The sequence below is a fragment of the Paenibacillus piri genome (genome assembly GCF_004354045.1).
Lineage (GTDB): Bacteria > Bacillota > Bacilli > Paenibacillales > NBRC-103111 > Paenibacillus_S > Paenibacillus_S piri.
On record NZ_SMRT01000002.1, the window covers coordinates 662,784 to 679,044 of the forward strand.

A 16,261-nucleotide genomic window follows, 5' to 3' on the forward strand; every position below is an offset into this window, starting at 1 on the left:
GAAGTACATACATTAATGACAGGTAGAACCCATTTCATTGTCGGCACAGGCGTAACATTGTCCGTCCTGAGCATGGCGGGCCAGCAGGTTACGCTGCCGGCCGTCGCCGTTGCCGCCGTCAGCTCCTTGCTGCCGGATATTGACGAACCGAACAGTCTGCTGCTGCAGAAGACGATGCCGAAGACGGTTTTGAACAAAATCAAGCTCGGCCTGGTTGCCGCAGGGATCGGACTTATGCTGTTCAGCTATGTCCAATCGTTTTATGTCCCTTACAGCTATTTGGTCGGCGCTCTCATGATCGCGGCTTGTCTCATCCATCAAAGACTGTTCCGTCAGCTGCTGATGGTTGTAATTGGCGGTGTTATGCTGTTTGCGGGCGGCACCGCCGGTCCTTGGCTGGCTACGATCGGCGCTCTGCTTATGGTTTGCGCGGTGCTGCCACATCGGGGATTAACGCATTCAGTCTACGGGGTATTCATCTGGGGAACGGTGCTGTATTTCGCCTCGCTGCGGCTTGGAGTCCCGCTTTGGACGGCGGGTGCTGCGGCGTACACCATACATCTGCTGTGCGATATGCTGACCAAGCACGGGATTCAGCCGCTTCCGCCGCTCAAATGGAAATGGCGCATCCCGCTCATGAGCACCGGGAAATTTAGCGGGTTTATCGTGGAAAGCCTATGTATTACGCTGACGTTTATTTTGCTGTGGAACGCATTTATTGTGCCGATGGGCGACTCGGCCGTATCGATTTTTATTCATTTGAAGGATAAGGCCGGCGCGATGCTGGGACCGTCGTCTTTTTAACCGCATCGGAGCTCCAAGCAGGCTCGGCGAGCTGAATATCTATGCTTTGCAGCTGGACACGATGGCCAAAGGAACGGTGCGGCTTGGCCCGGTCGTTTCGGTTCATTCAATCCGCTGCAGGAGAACGATGTCAGGCAAATTTTGGAGATGAGTCTGTGAAGTGTAGCGAGCCGGGTAGCTGCAGGACAGACGGGACATACTACTTCCGATGTTGAAACAGGAAGGAGGCCCCGCAGTGACCCAGCAGCAAGAGCAGAACTCAATCCGGAAGCTGAAGGAGAAGCAGGCGAAGGATGAGCAAAACCGGAAGCGCCAAGGGGATGGGCACCCGGACAAAAGCTTGCCGAACAACCGGCACTAGCTCCGGCTTCGGACTTTACCGTAAGCCCATGCCAGCCAGTATACAGCCGGCAGTCTGACGATTGACGAACAAAAGCCCGGCTTTGATAATAAGCCGGGCTCTTGTTCATATTTCGGGAAATGGCGTTCATTTCCCGGGCAAGCGCACATCTCGCTAAAATCGTAACCGGTTCGACATATTACAGCCTGTACGGCATGAAGGCGGTGCCGATCGTGTCGAGCATGTCGAACGCTGCATGAGCAGCGGCTTCATTCGACCTAAGATCCGACTTCAACAAACATATTTTGAATTTTTTGCAGCCGCATATATTCATTCTTTTCCAAGCCAGGCCGAAAATAACTGTATAAATAAGCGGCCTCGTCAAACGATAATCCGGGGTGGCATACCACTTCTTGAATCGAAAACGGGTTATCGATAATAATTTGCCATTCGCCGCTTCTTTCCTGAACGGGAATCGTTTTCATGATTTGCGACTTGATGGCGGCTATATGTTCGAGCTCCTCCCATATATGCAGCCAGGACGGACTGAACGCGCCCGGGCCGCGCCCCCTTATGAACCCATTCGAACACCTGTTGAACCTGTTCGTCTTTCATGTCTTTCAACAGCTGTTTATAGCTTTCCAGCAGCTGGTGAAAAGCCGAGTAGCCTCCATGCTGAACGGTGGCTTGAAGTTGAGCCAGCTCCTGGTCGGATGCGGCTTGAATCAACTGCTCCAGTGCATTGTCATTCATTGCTTGCATTCATCCCCTCGAACAAAGTAGAAAATGATAATTGCCATTAATTTAGCACAAATTTTAGCACAAATAATGGACGAAAAAAAGGATTTCGGCGATTGTTTTACGAGCCGGCTTGCGGACCGCTTTGAATAGACCTCAATATCCGGTTCGTCCAGTAGACGCCGGCCAATACGAGCGCCGCGCCGATCCAGTGATATAAATGAAGCTGTTCACCCGTAAATCCGGTTGCAAAGATTGCGCTGAACACGACAATCAAATTAAGGAATCCCGCACAGCGGGAAGGACCGATCATGGCAATCGCTTTGTTCCAGGCGGTGAACGCGAGCAGCGAGGCGAATATTCCCAGGTACAGCAAGCCGGGGATCAGACCGAATGAGCCGTGCAGCTTAGGTCGGAGTGCCGCATATTCAACGATGGAAGCAGGGATCAGCACGGCCACGGTAATGGCGATTTGCCAAAAAAACAACGCTTGCGGCGGAAATTGACCCGCTGTTTTTTTCATCCATACGGAATACAACGCCCAGCATAGGATCGCGGCGACCATCCACATGTCGCCTTGATTGAAGGAAAGCTGCAGGATCGCCGTCCAGCTGCCGCGGCTAATAATCCAAAGGACACCGATGAGCGATAGCGCAATAGCGGGCAGTACCGCTGCAGTAAACCGCTCTCTCAGCACAACCGCTGAAATGAGCACGATGAGAACGGGGGTCGCCGAATTCATCAGCGCAGCATTAATTGATCCGGTATATTGAACCGCGATATACGTCAACGTATTGAACCCGGCGACGCCGGTTAAGGACAAAAATAGCAGCGGTTTCCAATTGGAAAGCATCAATGCGCGCTGCTTCCACATCTCGCGTCCCATAAAAGGCATCATCGCCAGCAGCGCAATGCACCAGCGGATCGCCGCCAGCATGATAGGGGGAATTTCGGCGACCAGCACTTTGCCGACGACAAAATTGCCTCCCCATAAGCAAGTTGCCAACACCAGTAATAGATAGGGTGAACGCCACAGCATCGAACATCGTACTCCTTTGTCAATTGGGTCAAGTGAACTCAGTTTACATGGGAATATTGCGGGTGACAAGAAGTTTCGTAAAGAACCGGGAGCCGTCTATAATTAATGGCCTTAATGAAGTGTCGGGCCGATCCAAGCTGCGCGGTCGATGTAAGCGGTTCATTTTGACATTGGCATTCATATTGTGTAGCATTAGAAATGCAGACATGCATGTCAGTACAATGGATTCCAATACGAGAGGAGACTAACCGAATGTACGATATTATTGTGATTGGAGCAGGACCCGCAGGGGCAAGCGCCGCCCTGTTTGCCGCCAAAGCGGGCAAGAAAACATTGGTCATCGACAGCGACCAGAGCATCACGAAACGGGCATGGGTGGAGAATCATTACGGAGTGTTGGAAATTACAGGTCCTGAGCTTGTTGAAATCGGTAAAAAGCAGGCGGCCAAATTTGGAGCCGAGCTTGTTCAAGGCAAAGCCGGTCAAATTACGAAAGGCACAGAAGGCTTTTCCGTAGCGACCGAGGCGGGAAGCTATGAGGGCAAGCATATTATTTTGGCTACCGGTCTGATGACGGATTTGGCGGAACAAACCGGATTAAAGACGAAGCCGGGTACTGAACCGCGGATCAAAACCGTATTCGATGTTACGTCGGAAGGCAAAACGTCGGTAGAAGGCATTTGGGCTGCCGGCACGGCTGCAGGTGTGAGCGTACATACCATTATTACGGCTGGCGACGGCGCGAAAGTGGCAATCAATATTATAAGCGAGCTGAACGGCGAACGTTATGTCGATCACGACATGATGAAGCAATCATAAACGTAGGGCATCGCTCGTAGAATAGTCCTTGAATGATTAAAAGGGCGCCCGCAGCAGTCGAAAGTGACTTGGCGGCACCCTTTTTCTTATGCGCCATGCCGCAAGCCGGGAAAGCCAAGGCTACCACATGCTGGGCAGCACTTTGATTCCCGAATCCAGCTTGGGCAAAAAGGCATAGTTCGGATTGAAAGTAAATATACGCTTGATCTGATATGTAATCATCACTACGGCAGTCACTGCCTCGCTGAGCGAAAGCTGCAGATCGGGGCAATCGGTGATCAGCCGTCTGGATTCGCTTTCGAATTCGGGCTGACCGGAAATAATCGTCAGTTTCGATTTGGCGGCCGCCTTATCCATCGTTTCCAAAAAAAATTGAGCATGCTCAAAGCCATACCGGTTTCTCAGCCATTGATGGGTTTCAAACATGACGTAATTGGTCGTAACCAGGGTCCGGTCAAGATCGTCCAGATCAAGGAACAAGGATCGCGCCTTCGCGTAATAAGCGTCATGAGGGTCCATGAAAGACGAAAAAGCCGTCAGATCGACAAATACGGATTGCGCGAAATTAATTTCCATTTGCTCATGAAGGTTCATAAACGACGTCCTCCTCAGCGGCAAACGGTCTGAAGTTCCGATCGGCCAGCGCATCCAACAAAAACAGCGGATTCCGCTCAATCTGCTCCCTTGAAATCGGAATGGACAGCTCCTGGCTGCGTTGAATCCAATATTGCTCCAGTATTTGATGAACCACTTCATTTACGGTCATTTGTCCGGCACTGGCCAATTCCTTGCATTTTTCCAGCATGACCGGACTAAGTTCAACACTGACATCGATTTCTTCGGTGCCGGCGATCAGATGATTGGCTTTGTCTTTCAAGCGCTCGAATTGCTTTTGCCATCCGCGCATCGTGTTACTCATAGGTGTGCACCTCCATCTCTAAATCGTGCCGTTCATTTTAAATAAGTAGGGCCATCCTACATCATTCGAGTCCCCTCGACATTTTCATGGGGTAAACGGTAAATTTCGGGAAATGGGGAACGATTCTGCAAGCATGAAAAAAACCGCCGGCTCTATGTTCTATGCCGACGGTCTTGTGGATTTGAAAGTTATTGAATGGATTGCAGATGCTCGGCGAGACGATCCCAAGTCTCTGTAATGCCTTGCTCCATTCCCATATCGATGACGGTTTTAAGCGCTTCGGCAGAAGCGTATTGCGACTGACTGATCAGCTTTGTTTTACCTTCCTGTTCAACAAATAGCATTGAAATTTGAGAAGAGGGCATCCCTTCGGCTATATTTCCATCGGCATCCGAGAAGTAGTCGACATAGTCGATCTTCTCCGTAGGGATAATAACCTGATAGACGGCTTTACCCCAAGATTCGGCCCCATAAAAATCCCCTTGATTCTTATCGATGCACTTCATGCAATAATGCCAGATGCCGCCCGGACGAAAATCGATATTGCAAACCGGAAGGGTCCAGCCGCGGGGGCCCCACCAATTTTTCAGATGCTCGGCCTCCGAGAACGCTTTGAATACAAGCTCGCGCGGCGCATTAAAAACACGCTCCAGTATAAGAACATTTCCTTCCACCTTGGTAATCATTTCGTTTGACATTGACAAATCCTCCTCAAATTAGTTTGGATTGATTTCTTTGGAGCGCAATTTTTGCAAGTAATTTTCCAGAACGTCGAGTCGTTCATCCCATACGCCACGATAAGTTTCAAGCCAAGCGTCCAGCTCCTGGAACGGCTCCAGCCGGAGCATGTAGTTGCGGCGGTTGGCGACAGCCTGTACCTCGACCAGCCCGGCTTCCAGCAGGACGCGCAGATGCTTCGAGGCTTGCGGCTGACGGAGCCCGAGTCGTTCGGCGATGTCTCCTACGGTCAACGGACCGTCGAGCAGCAGTTCCACAATGCGGACGCGGTTCGGTTCGGCCAGTGCGCTAAATGTCGTTATATCCATGCTTCAGCTGTTCCTTTGATGAATTCGATGTTTGCAGAGTGTACGGCGCCGCGGGCTTTTCCTTCAGTTCCAGCCATATCAGACCACCTCGTTTCATTTGCTAGTTACCGTACTCACATATTCAATATACACTATAAGGAATATTCCTGTAAAGGAATATTTAAAATTTTTTTTGATAATATCAGAATTTATATGAGCTTGCGGACAGCATTGCGCAACCTACATTAATAAGAGACGTTTAATGTTTTGACAGCTCAACACGGAGGATATGTATGCGGGTAAAGCTAATGCTGATCTTGATTATCGTTATATCATTGTCCGCGGCCGGTTGCGGAGAAAAGCAAGGGAAGCAGTCGGATTCTGCGGAACGGGCTGCCCAAGACGGCGGCCATGAGCTGACATTCAATCGCGTTTCATTGAACGAGCTCCACGATACCAAGCCGGAAGTTGAATGGATCGTTATCCGGACAGTTGATTTGGGAACGGCAGACGGCAAGCCGATTTCGATGCTCCTTTATTCGGAGGATAGTCAGAACGGCGAAGCCGACGTGCACGCTATGATCCGACATGCAGAACAGCTCTATGAGCTCGGTGCAAATCCATTCCAATTGAGGCAAACGGAAATTCGAAAATTGGAAGGGTCGTTTCATGATGTCATTATTATAGCGGGTATCGGCACGAACTTAACAGTCTGGAATGTTGTCGCCTTCAATAAATCAAGCGGTAAGCTGCTCACCTTCGAAACAATAGGGAGTCCCGAAGTAATTGATTTGGACGCCGATGGTCAAACGGAGCTCGTCGCTGCCTTCGAAGGCACGCACCTGAATTTCCCAAATGTCGAAATCATCCGCTTCCATAATGGGGAGTTCGAATCCGCCCAAGCGGTGGCCGCACAAAATCCGGAAGATCCCGAATACGCCCGGCTTGCGATGCAAAGCTCCGGTACGGTGATCGAAATAGGCAAGTTGCGGGATGAACGTCCGCACCGTTATAAATATGAAAACGGGCGCCTCGTCGAAATGTAACGCATAGCAAACGTGCTTTTTCTATATTAGTGACTTGTCCAACATTCGGTATAATGGGAACATACATTCTTTGATTGAGCGTTATTGAAAAAAGCGATATTCATAAGTGGGAGGGTAAGATGCCGTACATACAGATTGATGATCTGGAGCTTTTTTACGAAAAAATGGGCGTCGGTGAGCCCGTTATTTTTTTGCATAGCGGCTATTCCAGAGGAATACTTGCTTTCGCCAGTCAACTGCTCGATTTCCAAAAAAATTACACATGCTATTATCCGGACTTCAGGGGCCATGGAAGGACCCGATGCGAAAGTCTTGCATGGAGCACGCCTCGACTCATGGACGATACCATTCGATTCATGGATGCGCTTCATATTGCTAGAGCCCACTTAATTGGTTACAGCTTGGGAGCGAACGTCGGATTGTATTGCTCAGTTCAGTACCCGACAAGAGTGGCTACACTGACTACAATAGGTACCGCCGGATTTGCCGACCCGACAGGTGTTGAGCAATTTGAGCCGGAGTGGCTAGTCGAGCATGGGAAGCATGAAACGATCCAGCAAATGATCGAAAGACACGAGGATGCGCACAAAGGCAATTGGCAGGAACATATGCGTCAGGCTGCAAAAGATTGGCGGCTATATCCCAGACTTTCAATCGAACAGCTGAGCAGCATAGGCTGCCCGTCATTATTTATTACCGGGGAACATGACCCGTTTGTCGGCGAAGCGAAAATAAAATATTTGAGCTCCCTAGTTAAAGGATCACGGTTTCTTGTAGTTCAAGAGGGCAGTCACCGGCCGCATATGCTCAGGGAAAGTCCGCTCTATGTTAACGATTCAATCCTCGAATTCATCGGTTCGAACCGTATTTCCGGGTCGGATTAAGCAGTGTAGCGAGCGAAACGGGCGTCGGTACGGTTGTCCGGACGGAGTTGACACTGTTTGTAGGCTCGTTCGCAGGGCCGGCTAGTAGGCAGTCGGCGGCGCTCTTTTGCTCTCTGACTTGCCATGACAGCCGAAGAACCCCAATCCGGCCGCCGTTGCCGGATGACCGCAAGGTTACTCCTTTGGGCTGTCGATCGCTTCCGCCATCGTTTTGTCGGTCAGATGGGCGTATATTTGCGTCGTTTCCGGCGATGCATGACCGAGCTGCTCCTGCGTTTTATACAGATCGTTGCGCATGTAATAATCCGTAGCAAACGAATGGCGCAGCTTATGAACGGATAAGTAAGGCTTGCCGAACCGTTTCGCATATTTGACGACCATTTCCTGAATCGCGCGTTTGGTCATCCGTTCGCCTTCTTTTTTGCCGTTGGCTACGGCCAGAAAGAGGGCTTTCTCTTTTCGCGGGGCTTTGTATTGCGATTGTCTCAGCTCCAAATACGATTTAAGCGCTTCGATCGCATCCTGCCGGAAATAAACCGGCGTTTTGAACGTATCGTCGTTTTTACCTTTCCGGTAAACATGTGTAAGCCGCTTTTTCAGATCGATGTCATCGACATTCAAATTGACTACTTCGGACACCCGCAAACCGGAGTTCAGAATAAGGCTGACCAAGCAGACGTCTCTGACTTTATTTTTCTCATAGGCATACAGCGCCTGCTTGTTATTGGCAACATCTTGCCCGTAGCCCGTGCGGATATAGTCGAGGAATTGTTGAATTTCATCCTCCTGAAGAAGCTTACCCTCCAGCTTGGCCGCGGAATCCTTCGGCTTGTGTGTCCGCTTGATCTGAACCTTGGCCATGACATTCCGTTTCAGCAAAGGGTAAAATTGCTCGTCCTCGGCGATCTGGCTTAAATAATGAAACAGGGAGCGAAGCGAGGAAAGCTTGCGGGAAATGGTCGTCCGGCTGTTCGCATTTTCAGTGCGGGTCATAAGAAACATCCGGAAGTTGTCGACGCTTTCCATATGCAGCCGCTCCAGCGCTTCGATCGGAATATTCCGTATCGAATCCGCATCGGCCAATCCCTCGGCCAGCAGCCATGAGAAGAAGGTTTCGTAGTCGCGGACATATTCGAGCAAAGAGGACGGAGACAGATCCGGCAGCTTGTAATTGATAAACTTTTCTACGTACCAGGGCATGGACGGAATTTTTTTATCCAGCTCCTGACGGTCTTTCACTTTAATAATATTCATAGGCTAAACACCCCGGAATGATAAAATAGATGGAAAAATAACGCAAAACAGCGTAAATTAAGTATAGTACAGACGTTCGCTTAAAGAAAGCGCCTTTCCATACCGGGAGCGGGCGGTATAATGTCGGCACGGTAACGCATGCGTAGCTTTTTACCGGGCGGTTATGGTAGAGTTAATTTGAAAACGATTGCATGCAATGAAATAAGAGCGGATCGAAGCGAGCGGACAACGGAATCGAATAACGAATTTCACACTAACGGAAGACGGAGGAGCATTGAGATGCAGCTCGAACAAATTCAACGAATGGCGCATGACATTAAAGCCAATATTCAAAAAGTGGTCGTAGGCAAAGACGAGGTTATCGACAAATTGTTAATTGCACTCATCGCCTCCGGGCATATATTGCTCGAGGATGTTCCGGGCACGGGCAAAACGCTGCTGGCCAAGGCGATGGCCAAATCGATCGACGGCAGCTTCAAACGGATTCAGTTTACGCCCGACCTGCTGCCGTCCGATTTGACCGGAATTAACTTTTATAACCAGAAGCTGTCGGAATTCGAGTTTCGTCCCGGCCCTTTGTTCACGAACCTGCTGCTGGCCGACGAAATCAATCGCGCGACGCCACGAACGCAATCCAGCCTGCTGGAATGCATGGAAGAGCGGCAGGTGAGCATTGACGGGGAAACACGGCTGCTGGAGCGCCCGTTTATGGTCATCGCGACCCAGAATCCGGTCGAGAATCAAGGCACGTTTCCGCTGCCGGAAGCGCAGCTGGACCGGTTTTTATTCAAAATTCAAATGGGGTATCCGAACACAGAGGAAGGCCTCGATATTTTGAAAAGATTTAAAGCGGAGAACCCGCTGGATACGATTTCCAGCGTTGCCGATGCGGCAGATATTGCCGCTGCCCAACAGCATTATGCAAAGGTAGCCGTAAGCGAGGATCTGCTGGCTTATTTGCTCGCGATTGTGGAGAAAACGCGTTCGCATGCTGATGTGACGACCGGGGTCAGCCCGCGCGGCAGCCAGGCGCTGCTCAAGGCGGCCCAAGTGCACGCCGTACTGCGGGGAAGAGATTTTGTCATCCCGGATGACGTAAAAGCGATGGCGCCGTCGGTGCTTGCTCACCGGATGATGATTAAAGGCTCGTTCCGCTCCCGCAGCGAGGCGGCGGAAGCGGTTGTGGCCGCAATTCTGCGGGAGGTTTCCGTCCCGGCGGAGCCCAACCTGCTCTCCAGTTAGGATGTGGACGCGTGGCGATTCATTGGTTTCTGCTGGTTGCAATTATCGTCATTATTATCCAGGCGCTGTTGTTCCGCTATTTCGGGCGGCAGGGCTTGAAATACGACCGTTATTTCAGTAAAAGGGCTTGTTTTCAGGGCGAGGAGACGGAAATGGTCGAGCGGATCGCGAACCGCAGCCTGATGCCGGTGCCCTGGCTCAGACTCGAGGCCTTAATGCACTTCAGCTTAAAATTTCACAGCCAGGCCGGTCTTGATATTAGCGGCGGTTCGATGTTTCAAAATCATAAAAGCTTCTTCAGTCTGATGCCGTTTACGCAAATTACGAGAAAGCATCGGATCATGTGTTCGAAACGGGGCTGTTACCGGCTGAATTCCGCATCGCTTACGTTCGGAGACCTGATGGGTCTTTACCGGCAAAGCCTGCGCCTGACGCTGGATGTCGAGTTGCTCGTCTACCCGAGAATCGCCGAGCTGTCCGAGCTGGCGCTGCCTTCCCACAGCTGGCAGGGGGATATGACCGTGCGCCGCTGGATTGTCGACGATCCGTTCATGATCTCCGGCGTCCGCGAATACCGCTACGGCGATCCGTTGAACGGGATCAACTGGAAGGCGACGGCCCGCAGCGGCGTGCTGCAGGTGCACCAGCGCGATTATACGGCGGATCATCGCCTGATGATTGTGCTCAATGTGGAGGATCACGAGAAAATGTGGAATCAGGTCAACGACCCGGAGCTGTTCGAACACGGGATATCCTGCGCCGCCGCCTACGCGCAGGCTGCGGTTGGGCAGGGCATGGAGGCCGGCTTTGCCTCGAACGCCCATCTGATCGATGAACCGAAGCAGCGGGTCCTTGTAGAGCCGCGCAGCGGCCCCGATCAAATGACCTATTTGCTGGAAACGATGGCCAGGCTGGTTGTGGCCCGCAGCATGCCATTCGATGAGCTGCTGGAACAGTTCGCAGAGCCCGGGCATGGCGGATCGCGCCTGGATCTGCTCATTATTTCCGCTTATGTGAGCGACAAGATGCAGGCGGTCATAGACCGGCTTATCGATAACGGCAACGGGGTCGACGTGTATCTGCTCCGGAACGAGCAGCATACGGCCGACTCTGTAGAACAGGCAGGTGCGGGAGCATGAATAATCCGACCCTAAGAGGAATCGGCTGGAGCCTGGCGAAGGGCGCCGTGGAGCTGCTGCTGGCGTTTCCGCTGCTGCTTGCCGTTATCGTATACTTGCTGCCGGACGAAGGCAGCTTGGCGCTATGGCTGCTCTCCTTGCTGATCTGCTACGCGGCGGGAGCCATCGGCGGCAATGTGCTGACGCTGCGCAAACGATATCAGCTGCTCGCGTTCACGCTGGCTGCCGGAGCATTGGCCTCGTACCCGGTATTTGGCATGGCAGCCGGCATGTTGGTCGGGCTTCCGGTCGGTACGGTTTTTACGGCCCGCGGGGTCAAATCCGTTGCATTGCCATGGCATGTGCTGCTGCCGGCCAGCCTGTACGGCATAAGCCTGCTTATTTATTTTTTGGCTTCCGTGATGATGCCCTTCTTTCCTGTATATGAGCCGTATTTGACGCTGCTTCTGTGGGCCGGTCTCGCGTCGCTTGCGATCGCGCTGTTGATGACGAATCAGTCCAATATGAAGCAGGAGACGCTGTCCGGCGATAAGGATCCGGTATTGGCCGGCCCTGTCGTCTGGCAAAACCGGATGCTGGTGCTGGGCGTGCTGGCGATCATCGTGATCGCCGTCATGTTCCGCAAGCTTCAGCAGGCGGTGCTGTGGCTGAAGGAGCAGCTGCTGGCTTGGCTGCGCGAGCTGCTCAGCCGCCGGACCGACCCGCCTCAGCCCGACAACGCCGCACCCCCGCCGGATATGAGCGGGCTCGGCGAAGGCGGTCAGGCGGCCGGATGGCTGGTTTGGCTGGAGAAAGCCGCCATGCTGTTGGTGGAGGCGGGATTTATTGTACTGGTGCTTGTTCTGCTCTATCAGGCAGGCAAGCGGCTGCCCAAGCTGGTCAAGAAGCTGTATGCGAAGCTGATGGATATTCTCGCGCGCAAGGAGCTTCGGAGAGGCTCAGGCGGGTATGTGGATGATGTGGAGAGCCTGATGGACTGGGATGCGCTGCGCGGAGAGCTGGCTGCGCGCATGAAGTCATGGCTTCCGCGGAAGAGGACGCGCGTCAAGTGGGAGGACCTGCGCGATAACCGCGAAAGGGTCCGTTATTTATACCGGAGCTGGGTGCAAAGCGTCGCAAGCGAAGGCTACAAGCCGAAGCACAGCTTGACGCCGAAAGAAACGGGCCAAGATATTCAAAGCTGGGATCGCAGCCGGCAGCCGGCTCCCGATTCGTTAATTTCCGTGTACGAACGCGTTCGCTACGGCGAGAAAACCGCCCGGGATGCGGAAGTGGCGGAGCTGAGGCAATCGCTTGAAGCGAACAAGCGCCGACCGTGACAAAACGCCGGCGCGAGCGTGCAGGAAGGTTATCATTGGGCCCGTGGCGGTGCAGAAGGGCGTATAGCAAGCTGCTTCGCTCAGGATCATATCGGTACCGTGGCGCGGACAGCCGACGAATCAACCGTTTGCATATTGACCCGTAATATTTTAACATGGTCTATGGAACGATTCAGTCAACGAAAATGGACGACGAAAGAAGGACAAAGGGTATGATCTCTGTATTGGAAGCAAGCATGACACACAGCAAGGAAGACGGATACGTGGGCAAGGTGGAATTCCGTGTGGAACAACACAAACAGCCCTATGAAATTACGCTGTACAGCAAAAACGGAAAAGAATGGATGTACAGCTTGAACTTTTTGCATGAATCCGGCAGCGAGGAAGAGATTGACGCTTTGGAGGAGCTGCTCGAGGAAGACGACGAGCTGTACGATTCGTTAATCAACGCAGCCAAAAGCAAGCTGCCCGCTAACGGATAATATCCGGCAAGGAAGTCCCGCTGCGGACTTTTTTTGTTGTGCAGCGAGCGTAATGTTTATACTCGGCTTCGCACAGCTTTGACAAACGCGCTTGCCTATAAGGACGTCGAAGTCGTTAATCTTTGGCGCTTCACTGAAAAAATCCGGGCTTGTCCGGATGGAACCGCACACTCGGGTAGGACATACTGTCCGGCGTACGGATAGGCGAGTATGGATAATTTAATTTAGCAAAAATAATCATGTGTGGAAACGATTTCATATACTTCTCAGCTTGTAAAATCTGATGTAACATGTGGATAAGCGGTAGAACCAAAATTGGGTTTCATCATGAGGCTATGAACGGAGGAAGACAGATGAGGGTACACGAGATTCAAATTTGCCATGACCTACAGCCGCAATACCTGCAGGAGGTCGCACATCAGGCAAGCAGATTCAGCTCCGACATTAAAATCAAGTTCGAGCAGGACAGCATGCAGCTGGACGCCAAAAGCATATTGGGCATGATGCTCGTGCCTTTGCGGTCGGGAACCCGTATTACGATTCAGACCCGGGGCAATGACGAGAAGGAAGCCATCGATATCATGTGCGACCTGTTGGAAAACAAATAAAAATATTCAATCGGGGGCGATTGACATGCCGCAAGAAAGCCTGAGCGATCAGGCTTTTTTGCTTAACCACAGCTTGTAAAGGGTCAGGATCAACGCTAAAAACGCAACATAAATACATGCGGCAATCAGCGCGCTGCGGCCATCGGTCAATAGGCTGCTCCCTAAATAGGCGTACACGAGCATGGCGGGAATTTTGCCCAAGGCGGATGCCGCAACATAAGTCCGAAGCCGGATCGACAGGAAGGCGGGGTAAATATTGATCAATGCTTGCGGAAAAATCGGAATGAGCCGCGCGATCAGGAGCGTGATGAACGGATTTTTTTCCATCATCCGCTTCAGCTTTTCCATTTGCTTGAATTTGGCCAAATAAGCGCGGCCCTGCTCATGAAAGGTTGTCTTCACCAGCATATAAACGATCACCGAAGCGGCCGAAGCGGCAGTCCAGCTGATCAGGGCGCCGAGCAGCGGACCGTACATGATCCCAAGCATCCCGATGACGATTTTAAAAGGAAGCACGGGAAATAAAACGAATCCCAGGGCGAGCAAAAAAATGACGGGCAGCGAAGGACGGTCATGCAGCATCCAATCGTAAATGGGATGCCGGTATATAAAAAAGATGATAGCGGTTAATCCGTACATGAGGGCGACATGCCATAGCTTGATAACGATCTCCCCGTTTCCTCGTCAGCATTCGACTATGCAAAAGAGCTGCTTTGAGCAGCCCTTTTTTTGTTGAATAGTAAGTATAAGATATTATACTTAGCTTCGCACAACCTTGGCAAACACGCTCGTCCCGAGGGAAGGCGGAGCCGTTTAACCTGGGCGTTTATGACTCATGTAATAATGGCAGAGGGATCAATAATGCGGGTTACGCTTCGCGCCGCAGTCGGGCGTCGAGAACAAAGGTGCCGAACGGTAGCAGGGAAGCGATCAGTGCGCCAATAACGCGAATAATGGACCAGCGCTTCACTATCGTGACATGAACGAGAGCGAGCAAATACATAATAAACAGCACGCCATGCAGCATGCCGACAATTTTCACCGCTTGCGGAATATCGGCGTAATATTTCAGCGGCATAGCGATACAAAGCAGAACAAGAAACGAAATGCCTTCATACAAACCGACCATACGAAAACGTCCGAGCGCAGTACTTAACATATTTTGCACCTCATTTAACGATTTAATGAACCATCTTCCAGTATATATGAAAAACGGAATGAACTGTAGAGGAAGAGCGGCTTGTTCGAAAAAGGTTCACGAATGGCCGAGGTCCTTGCATGACAGACAGGCTTGCGCCGACCCGCCGGGACAGGCAGGGAAAGAACATCTGAAGATAGCGAATAATCATTGTGAGAAGCCTTTCTATATGCAAGATTAAGCGCTTTACCTAAAATTTACTTCCAGTTAACATAAATGGGTTGTAAGTGAGATGTATCGAATGTATAATAGGAAACAAGATCCAATTAAACCGGTTTAACGAACTGGTTTTTATTAGGAGAATCATTAAACCGGTTTAATAAATTGAGTTTCGATTCGCAAACAGGGGGGATCGTGTGGCAACAATTGATGATGTGGCTAAAAGGGCAGGCGTTTCCAAAGGGACGGTCTCCAGCGTATTCAGCAAAAAACGGCCGATCAGCCGGCAAGTAACGGAGCGGGTGTTGGAGGTCGCCAAAGATTTGGGCTATTTCCCGAACCATGTGGCCCGAAGTCTGGCCATTAAGAAGACGATGATTGCGGGGCTGAAAATGCCGATTTCCAAAGACAACACGATGTCCGGCTTTGAAATTCAGCTGATTAACGGCGTTATTCGCGAATGCTCCAAGCAAGGCTACCGGGTGCTGCTCGACCCGCTGCCGGAGCATGACGATCCGACCCAGTTTTCCATCGACCCGGTAGACGGCGTCATTATGCTGAACCCGAGAAGACAGGATCCCCGCATTGTAAGATACAATCAAATGGGCATCCCGCTGGTGCTGATCGGCCGGCCGGATCCGGAAGACCCGACCGTCAGTTTTGTCGACAACGACAACACGAATTTGACGCTGCAGGTCGGTGCCCATCTGCTGGAAAACGGTCATAAATCGGTTTTGTTTCTCAACGCCGCCGCCGATATGACGGTAGCGTCGGACAGACAGCTCGGTCTGATGCAAGCCTTTGCGAACAGCGGCCAACCGGCAGACCGGGTTCATGTCATGAACTTCTCCAGAAAAATCAATTCGTCTGCTACCGAATACGGTTACACCGCGCTTATGAATATGTACGGCCAGTCGGCTTTTACCGCTGTGATTGCAGATACGGATCGCGTTGCCCTCGGCGTGCTGCGTGCGGCCCGCGAGCTTGGCGTCGACGTTCCCGGAGAGCTTTCCATCATCGCTTTAAGCAACGATGCGATTTTGGCGCAGGAGGTTACGCCCAAGCTGACTTCGGTTGAGCTGTCGGCGGAGCGGCTGGGAGCGGAGGCTGCGCAAATCCTTATCCGGAAAATGAACGACATGAACATCGTGCAGCAATCAATTATAGAAACAAAGCTTATCATTCGCGAATCGTGCCGCAGGCTGAGCTAATGCCTCATGAAGAGGCGGGCATGAATTGAAAGCGC

Annotated in this window: 20 protein-coding genes; 11 read left to right on the top strand and 9 right to left on the bottom strand. The window is 51.6% G+C overall.

Annotated elements, in window-relative coordinates:
* Positions 1-15 precede the first annotated feature (15 nt).
* On the top strand, positions 16-804 hold the full coding sequence (locus E1757_RS07805; protein ID WP_165971998.1) for a metal-dependent hydrolase: 789 nt from the start codon (positions 16-18) through the stop codon (positions 802-804).
* 262 nt (positions 805-1,066) lie between these two features.
* Positions 1,067-1,165 (top strand): DUF4023 family protein, encoded by a 99-nt coding sequence (locus tag E1757_RS36405; RefSeq protein WP_246079089.1) that lies wholly within the window; start codon positions 1,067-1,069, stop codon positions 1,163-1,165.
* A 408-nt stretch (positions 1,166-1,573) separates the two neighbouring features.
* Here the strand turns inward: E1757_RS36405 and E1757_RS07815 are convergent, their stop codons facing one another.
* Complete coding sequence (locus E1757_RS07815; RefSeq protein WP_133226380.1) at positions 1,574-1,897, bottom strand: hypothetical protein; 324 nt, start codon at positions 1,895-1,897, stop codon at positions 1,574-1,576.
* Positions 1,898-2,003: 106 nt separating this feature from the next.
* Positions 2,004-2,921: a DMT family transporter gene (locus E1757_RS07820; RefSeq protein ID WP_133226382.1), complete on the bottom strand. Its 918-nt coding sequence runs from the start codon at positions 2,919-2,921 to the stop codon at positions 2,004-2,006.
* Between the two features lie 252 nt (positions 2,922-3,173).
* Between E1757_RS07820 and E1757_RS07825 the strand changes: the two genes are divergently transcribed.
* Complete coding sequence (locus tag E1757_RS07825; protein WP_133226384.1) at positions 3,174-3,740, top strand: FAD-dependent oxidoreductase; 567 nt, start codon at positions 3,174-3,176, stop codon at positions 3,738-3,740.
* A gap of 120 nt (positions 3,741-3,860) precedes the next feature.
* Here the strand turns inward: E1757_RS07825 and E1757_RS07830 are convergent, their stop codons facing one another.
* From E1757_RS07830 to E1757_RS07845, 4 genes are all read right to left on the bottom strand, one after another.
* On the bottom strand, positions 3,861-4,334 hold the full coding sequence (locus E1757_RS07830) for a type II toxin-antitoxin system VapC family toxin (RefSeq protein ID WP_181956619.1): 474 nt from the start codon (positions 4,332-4,334) through the stop codon (positions 3,861-3,863).
* On the bottom strand, positions 4,321-4,659 hold the full coding sequence (locus tag E1757_RS07835) for a hypothetical protein (protein WP_133226386.1): 339 nt from the start codon (positions 4,657-4,659) through the stop codon (positions 4,321-4,323). Before E1757_RS07835 ends, E1757_RS07830 begins: the two co-directional genes overlap by 14 nt.
* Positions 4,660-4,847: 188 nt before the next feature.
* Positions 4,848-5,357, bottom strand: a complete 510-nt coding sequence (locus E1757_RS07840) for an SRPBCC domain-containing protein (RefSeq protein WP_133226388.1) — start codon at positions 5,355-5,357, stop codon at positions 4,848-4,850.
* Positions 5,358-5,375: 18 nt separating this feature from the next.
* A complete protein-coding gene (locus E1757_RS07845) occupies positions 5,376-5,705 on the bottom strand; it encodes an ArsR/SmtB family transcription factor (protein WP_133226390.1) in 330 nt (109 codons plus the stop codon).
* Positions 5,706-5,977: 272 nt separating this feature from the next.
* Here E1757_RS07845 and E1757_RS07850 point away from each other — a divergent pair, with 272 nt between their 5' ends.
* Together E1757_RS07850 and E1757_RS07855 are read left to right on the top strand one after the other, a co-directional pair.
* Entirely contained in the window at positions 5,978-6,730 is a 753-nt protein-coding gene (locus tag E1757_RS07850) for a hypothetical protein (RefSeq protein WP_133226392.1), read from the top strand.
* Between the two features lie 119 nt (positions 6,731-6,849).
* The gene (locus E1757_RS07855; protein WP_133226394.1) at positions 6,850-7,614 is read left to right on the top strand and encodes an alpha/beta fold hydrolase; all 765 of its coding nucleotides are present in this window, start codon (positions 6,850-6,852) and stop codon (positions 7,612-7,614) included.
* A 174-nt stretch (positions 7,615-7,788) separates the two neighbouring features.
* On the opposite strand, the gene xerS is transcribed toward E1757_RS07855, so the two are convergent.
* Positions 7,789-8,868: a tyrosine recombinase XerS gene (xerS, locus tag E1757_RS07860; protein WP_133226396.1), complete on the bottom strand. Its 1,080-nt coding sequence runs from the start codon at positions 8,866-8,868 to the stop codon at positions 7,789-7,791.
* 279 nt (positions 8,869-9,147) lie between these two features.
* Between xerS and E1757_RS07865 the strand changes: the two genes are divergently transcribed.
* The 5 genes from E1757_RS07865 (at position 9,148) to E1757_RS07885 (ending at position 13,658) form a co-directional block, all read left to right on the top strand.
* The gene (locus E1757_RS07865; protein WP_181956620.1) at positions 9,148-10,110 is read left to right on the top strand and encodes an AAA family ATPase; all 963 of its coding nucleotides are present in this window, start codon (positions 9,148-9,150) and stop codon (positions 10,108-10,110) included.
* An 11-nt stretch (positions 10,111-10,121) separates the two neighbouring features.
* The gene (locus tag E1757_RS07870; protein WP_133226398.1) at positions 10,122-11,249 is read left to right on the top strand and encodes a DUF58 domain-containing protein; all 1,128 of its coding nucleotides are present in this window, start codon (positions 10,122-10,124) and stop codon (positions 11,247-11,249) included.
* Positions 11,246-12,568: a DUF4129 domain-containing protein gene (locus E1757_RS07875; RefSeq protein WP_133226400.1), complete on the top strand. Its 1,323-nt coding sequence runs from the start codon at positions 11,246-11,248 to the stop codon at positions 12,566-12,568. The genes E1757_RS07870 and E1757_RS07875 overlap by 4 nt, the downstream gene beginning before the upstream one ends.
* A gap of 212 nt (positions 12,569-12,780) precedes the next feature.
* Positions 12,781-13,050 (top strand): hypothetical protein, encoded by a 270-nt coding sequence (locus E1757_RS07880; protein ID WP_133226402.1) that lies wholly within the window; start codon positions 12,781-12,783, stop codon positions 13,048-13,050.
* Positions 13,051-13,403: 353 nt separating this feature from the next.
* Complete coding sequence (locus E1757_RS07885; protein WP_133226404.1) at positions 13,404-13,658, top strand: HPr family phosphocarrier protein; 255 nt, start codon at positions 13,404-13,406, stop codon at positions 13,656-13,658.
* A gap of 48 nt (positions 13,659-13,706) precedes the next feature.
* Here the strand turns inward: E1757_RS07885 and E1757_RS07890 are convergent, their stop codons facing one another.
* Together E1757_RS07890 and E1757_RS07895 are read right to left on the bottom strand one after the other, a co-directional pair.
* The gene (locus tag E1757_RS07890) at positions 13,707-14,297 is read right to left on the bottom strand and encodes a TVP38/TMEM64 family protein (protein ID WP_246079065.1); all 591 of its coding nucleotides are present in this window, start codon (positions 14,295-14,297) and stop codon (positions 13,707-13,709) included.
* Positions 14,298-14,526: 229 nt separating this feature from the next.
* Positions 14,527-14,817 (bottom strand): DUF3817 domain-containing protein, encoded by a 291-nt coding sequence (locus E1757_RS07895; protein WP_133226408.1) that lies wholly within the window; start codon positions 14,815-14,817, stop codon positions 14,527-14,529.
* A gap of 395 nt (positions 14,818-15,212) precedes the next feature.
* Here E1757_RS07895 and E1757_RS07900 point away from each other — a divergent pair, with 395 nt between their 5' ends.
* Positions 15,213-16,226: a LacI family DNA-binding transcriptional regulator gene (locus E1757_RS07900; protein WP_246079066.1), complete on the top strand. Its 1,014-nt coding sequence runs from the start codon at positions 15,213-15,215 to the stop codon at positions 16,224-16,226.
* Positions 16,227-16,261: the final 35 nt, after the last annotated feature.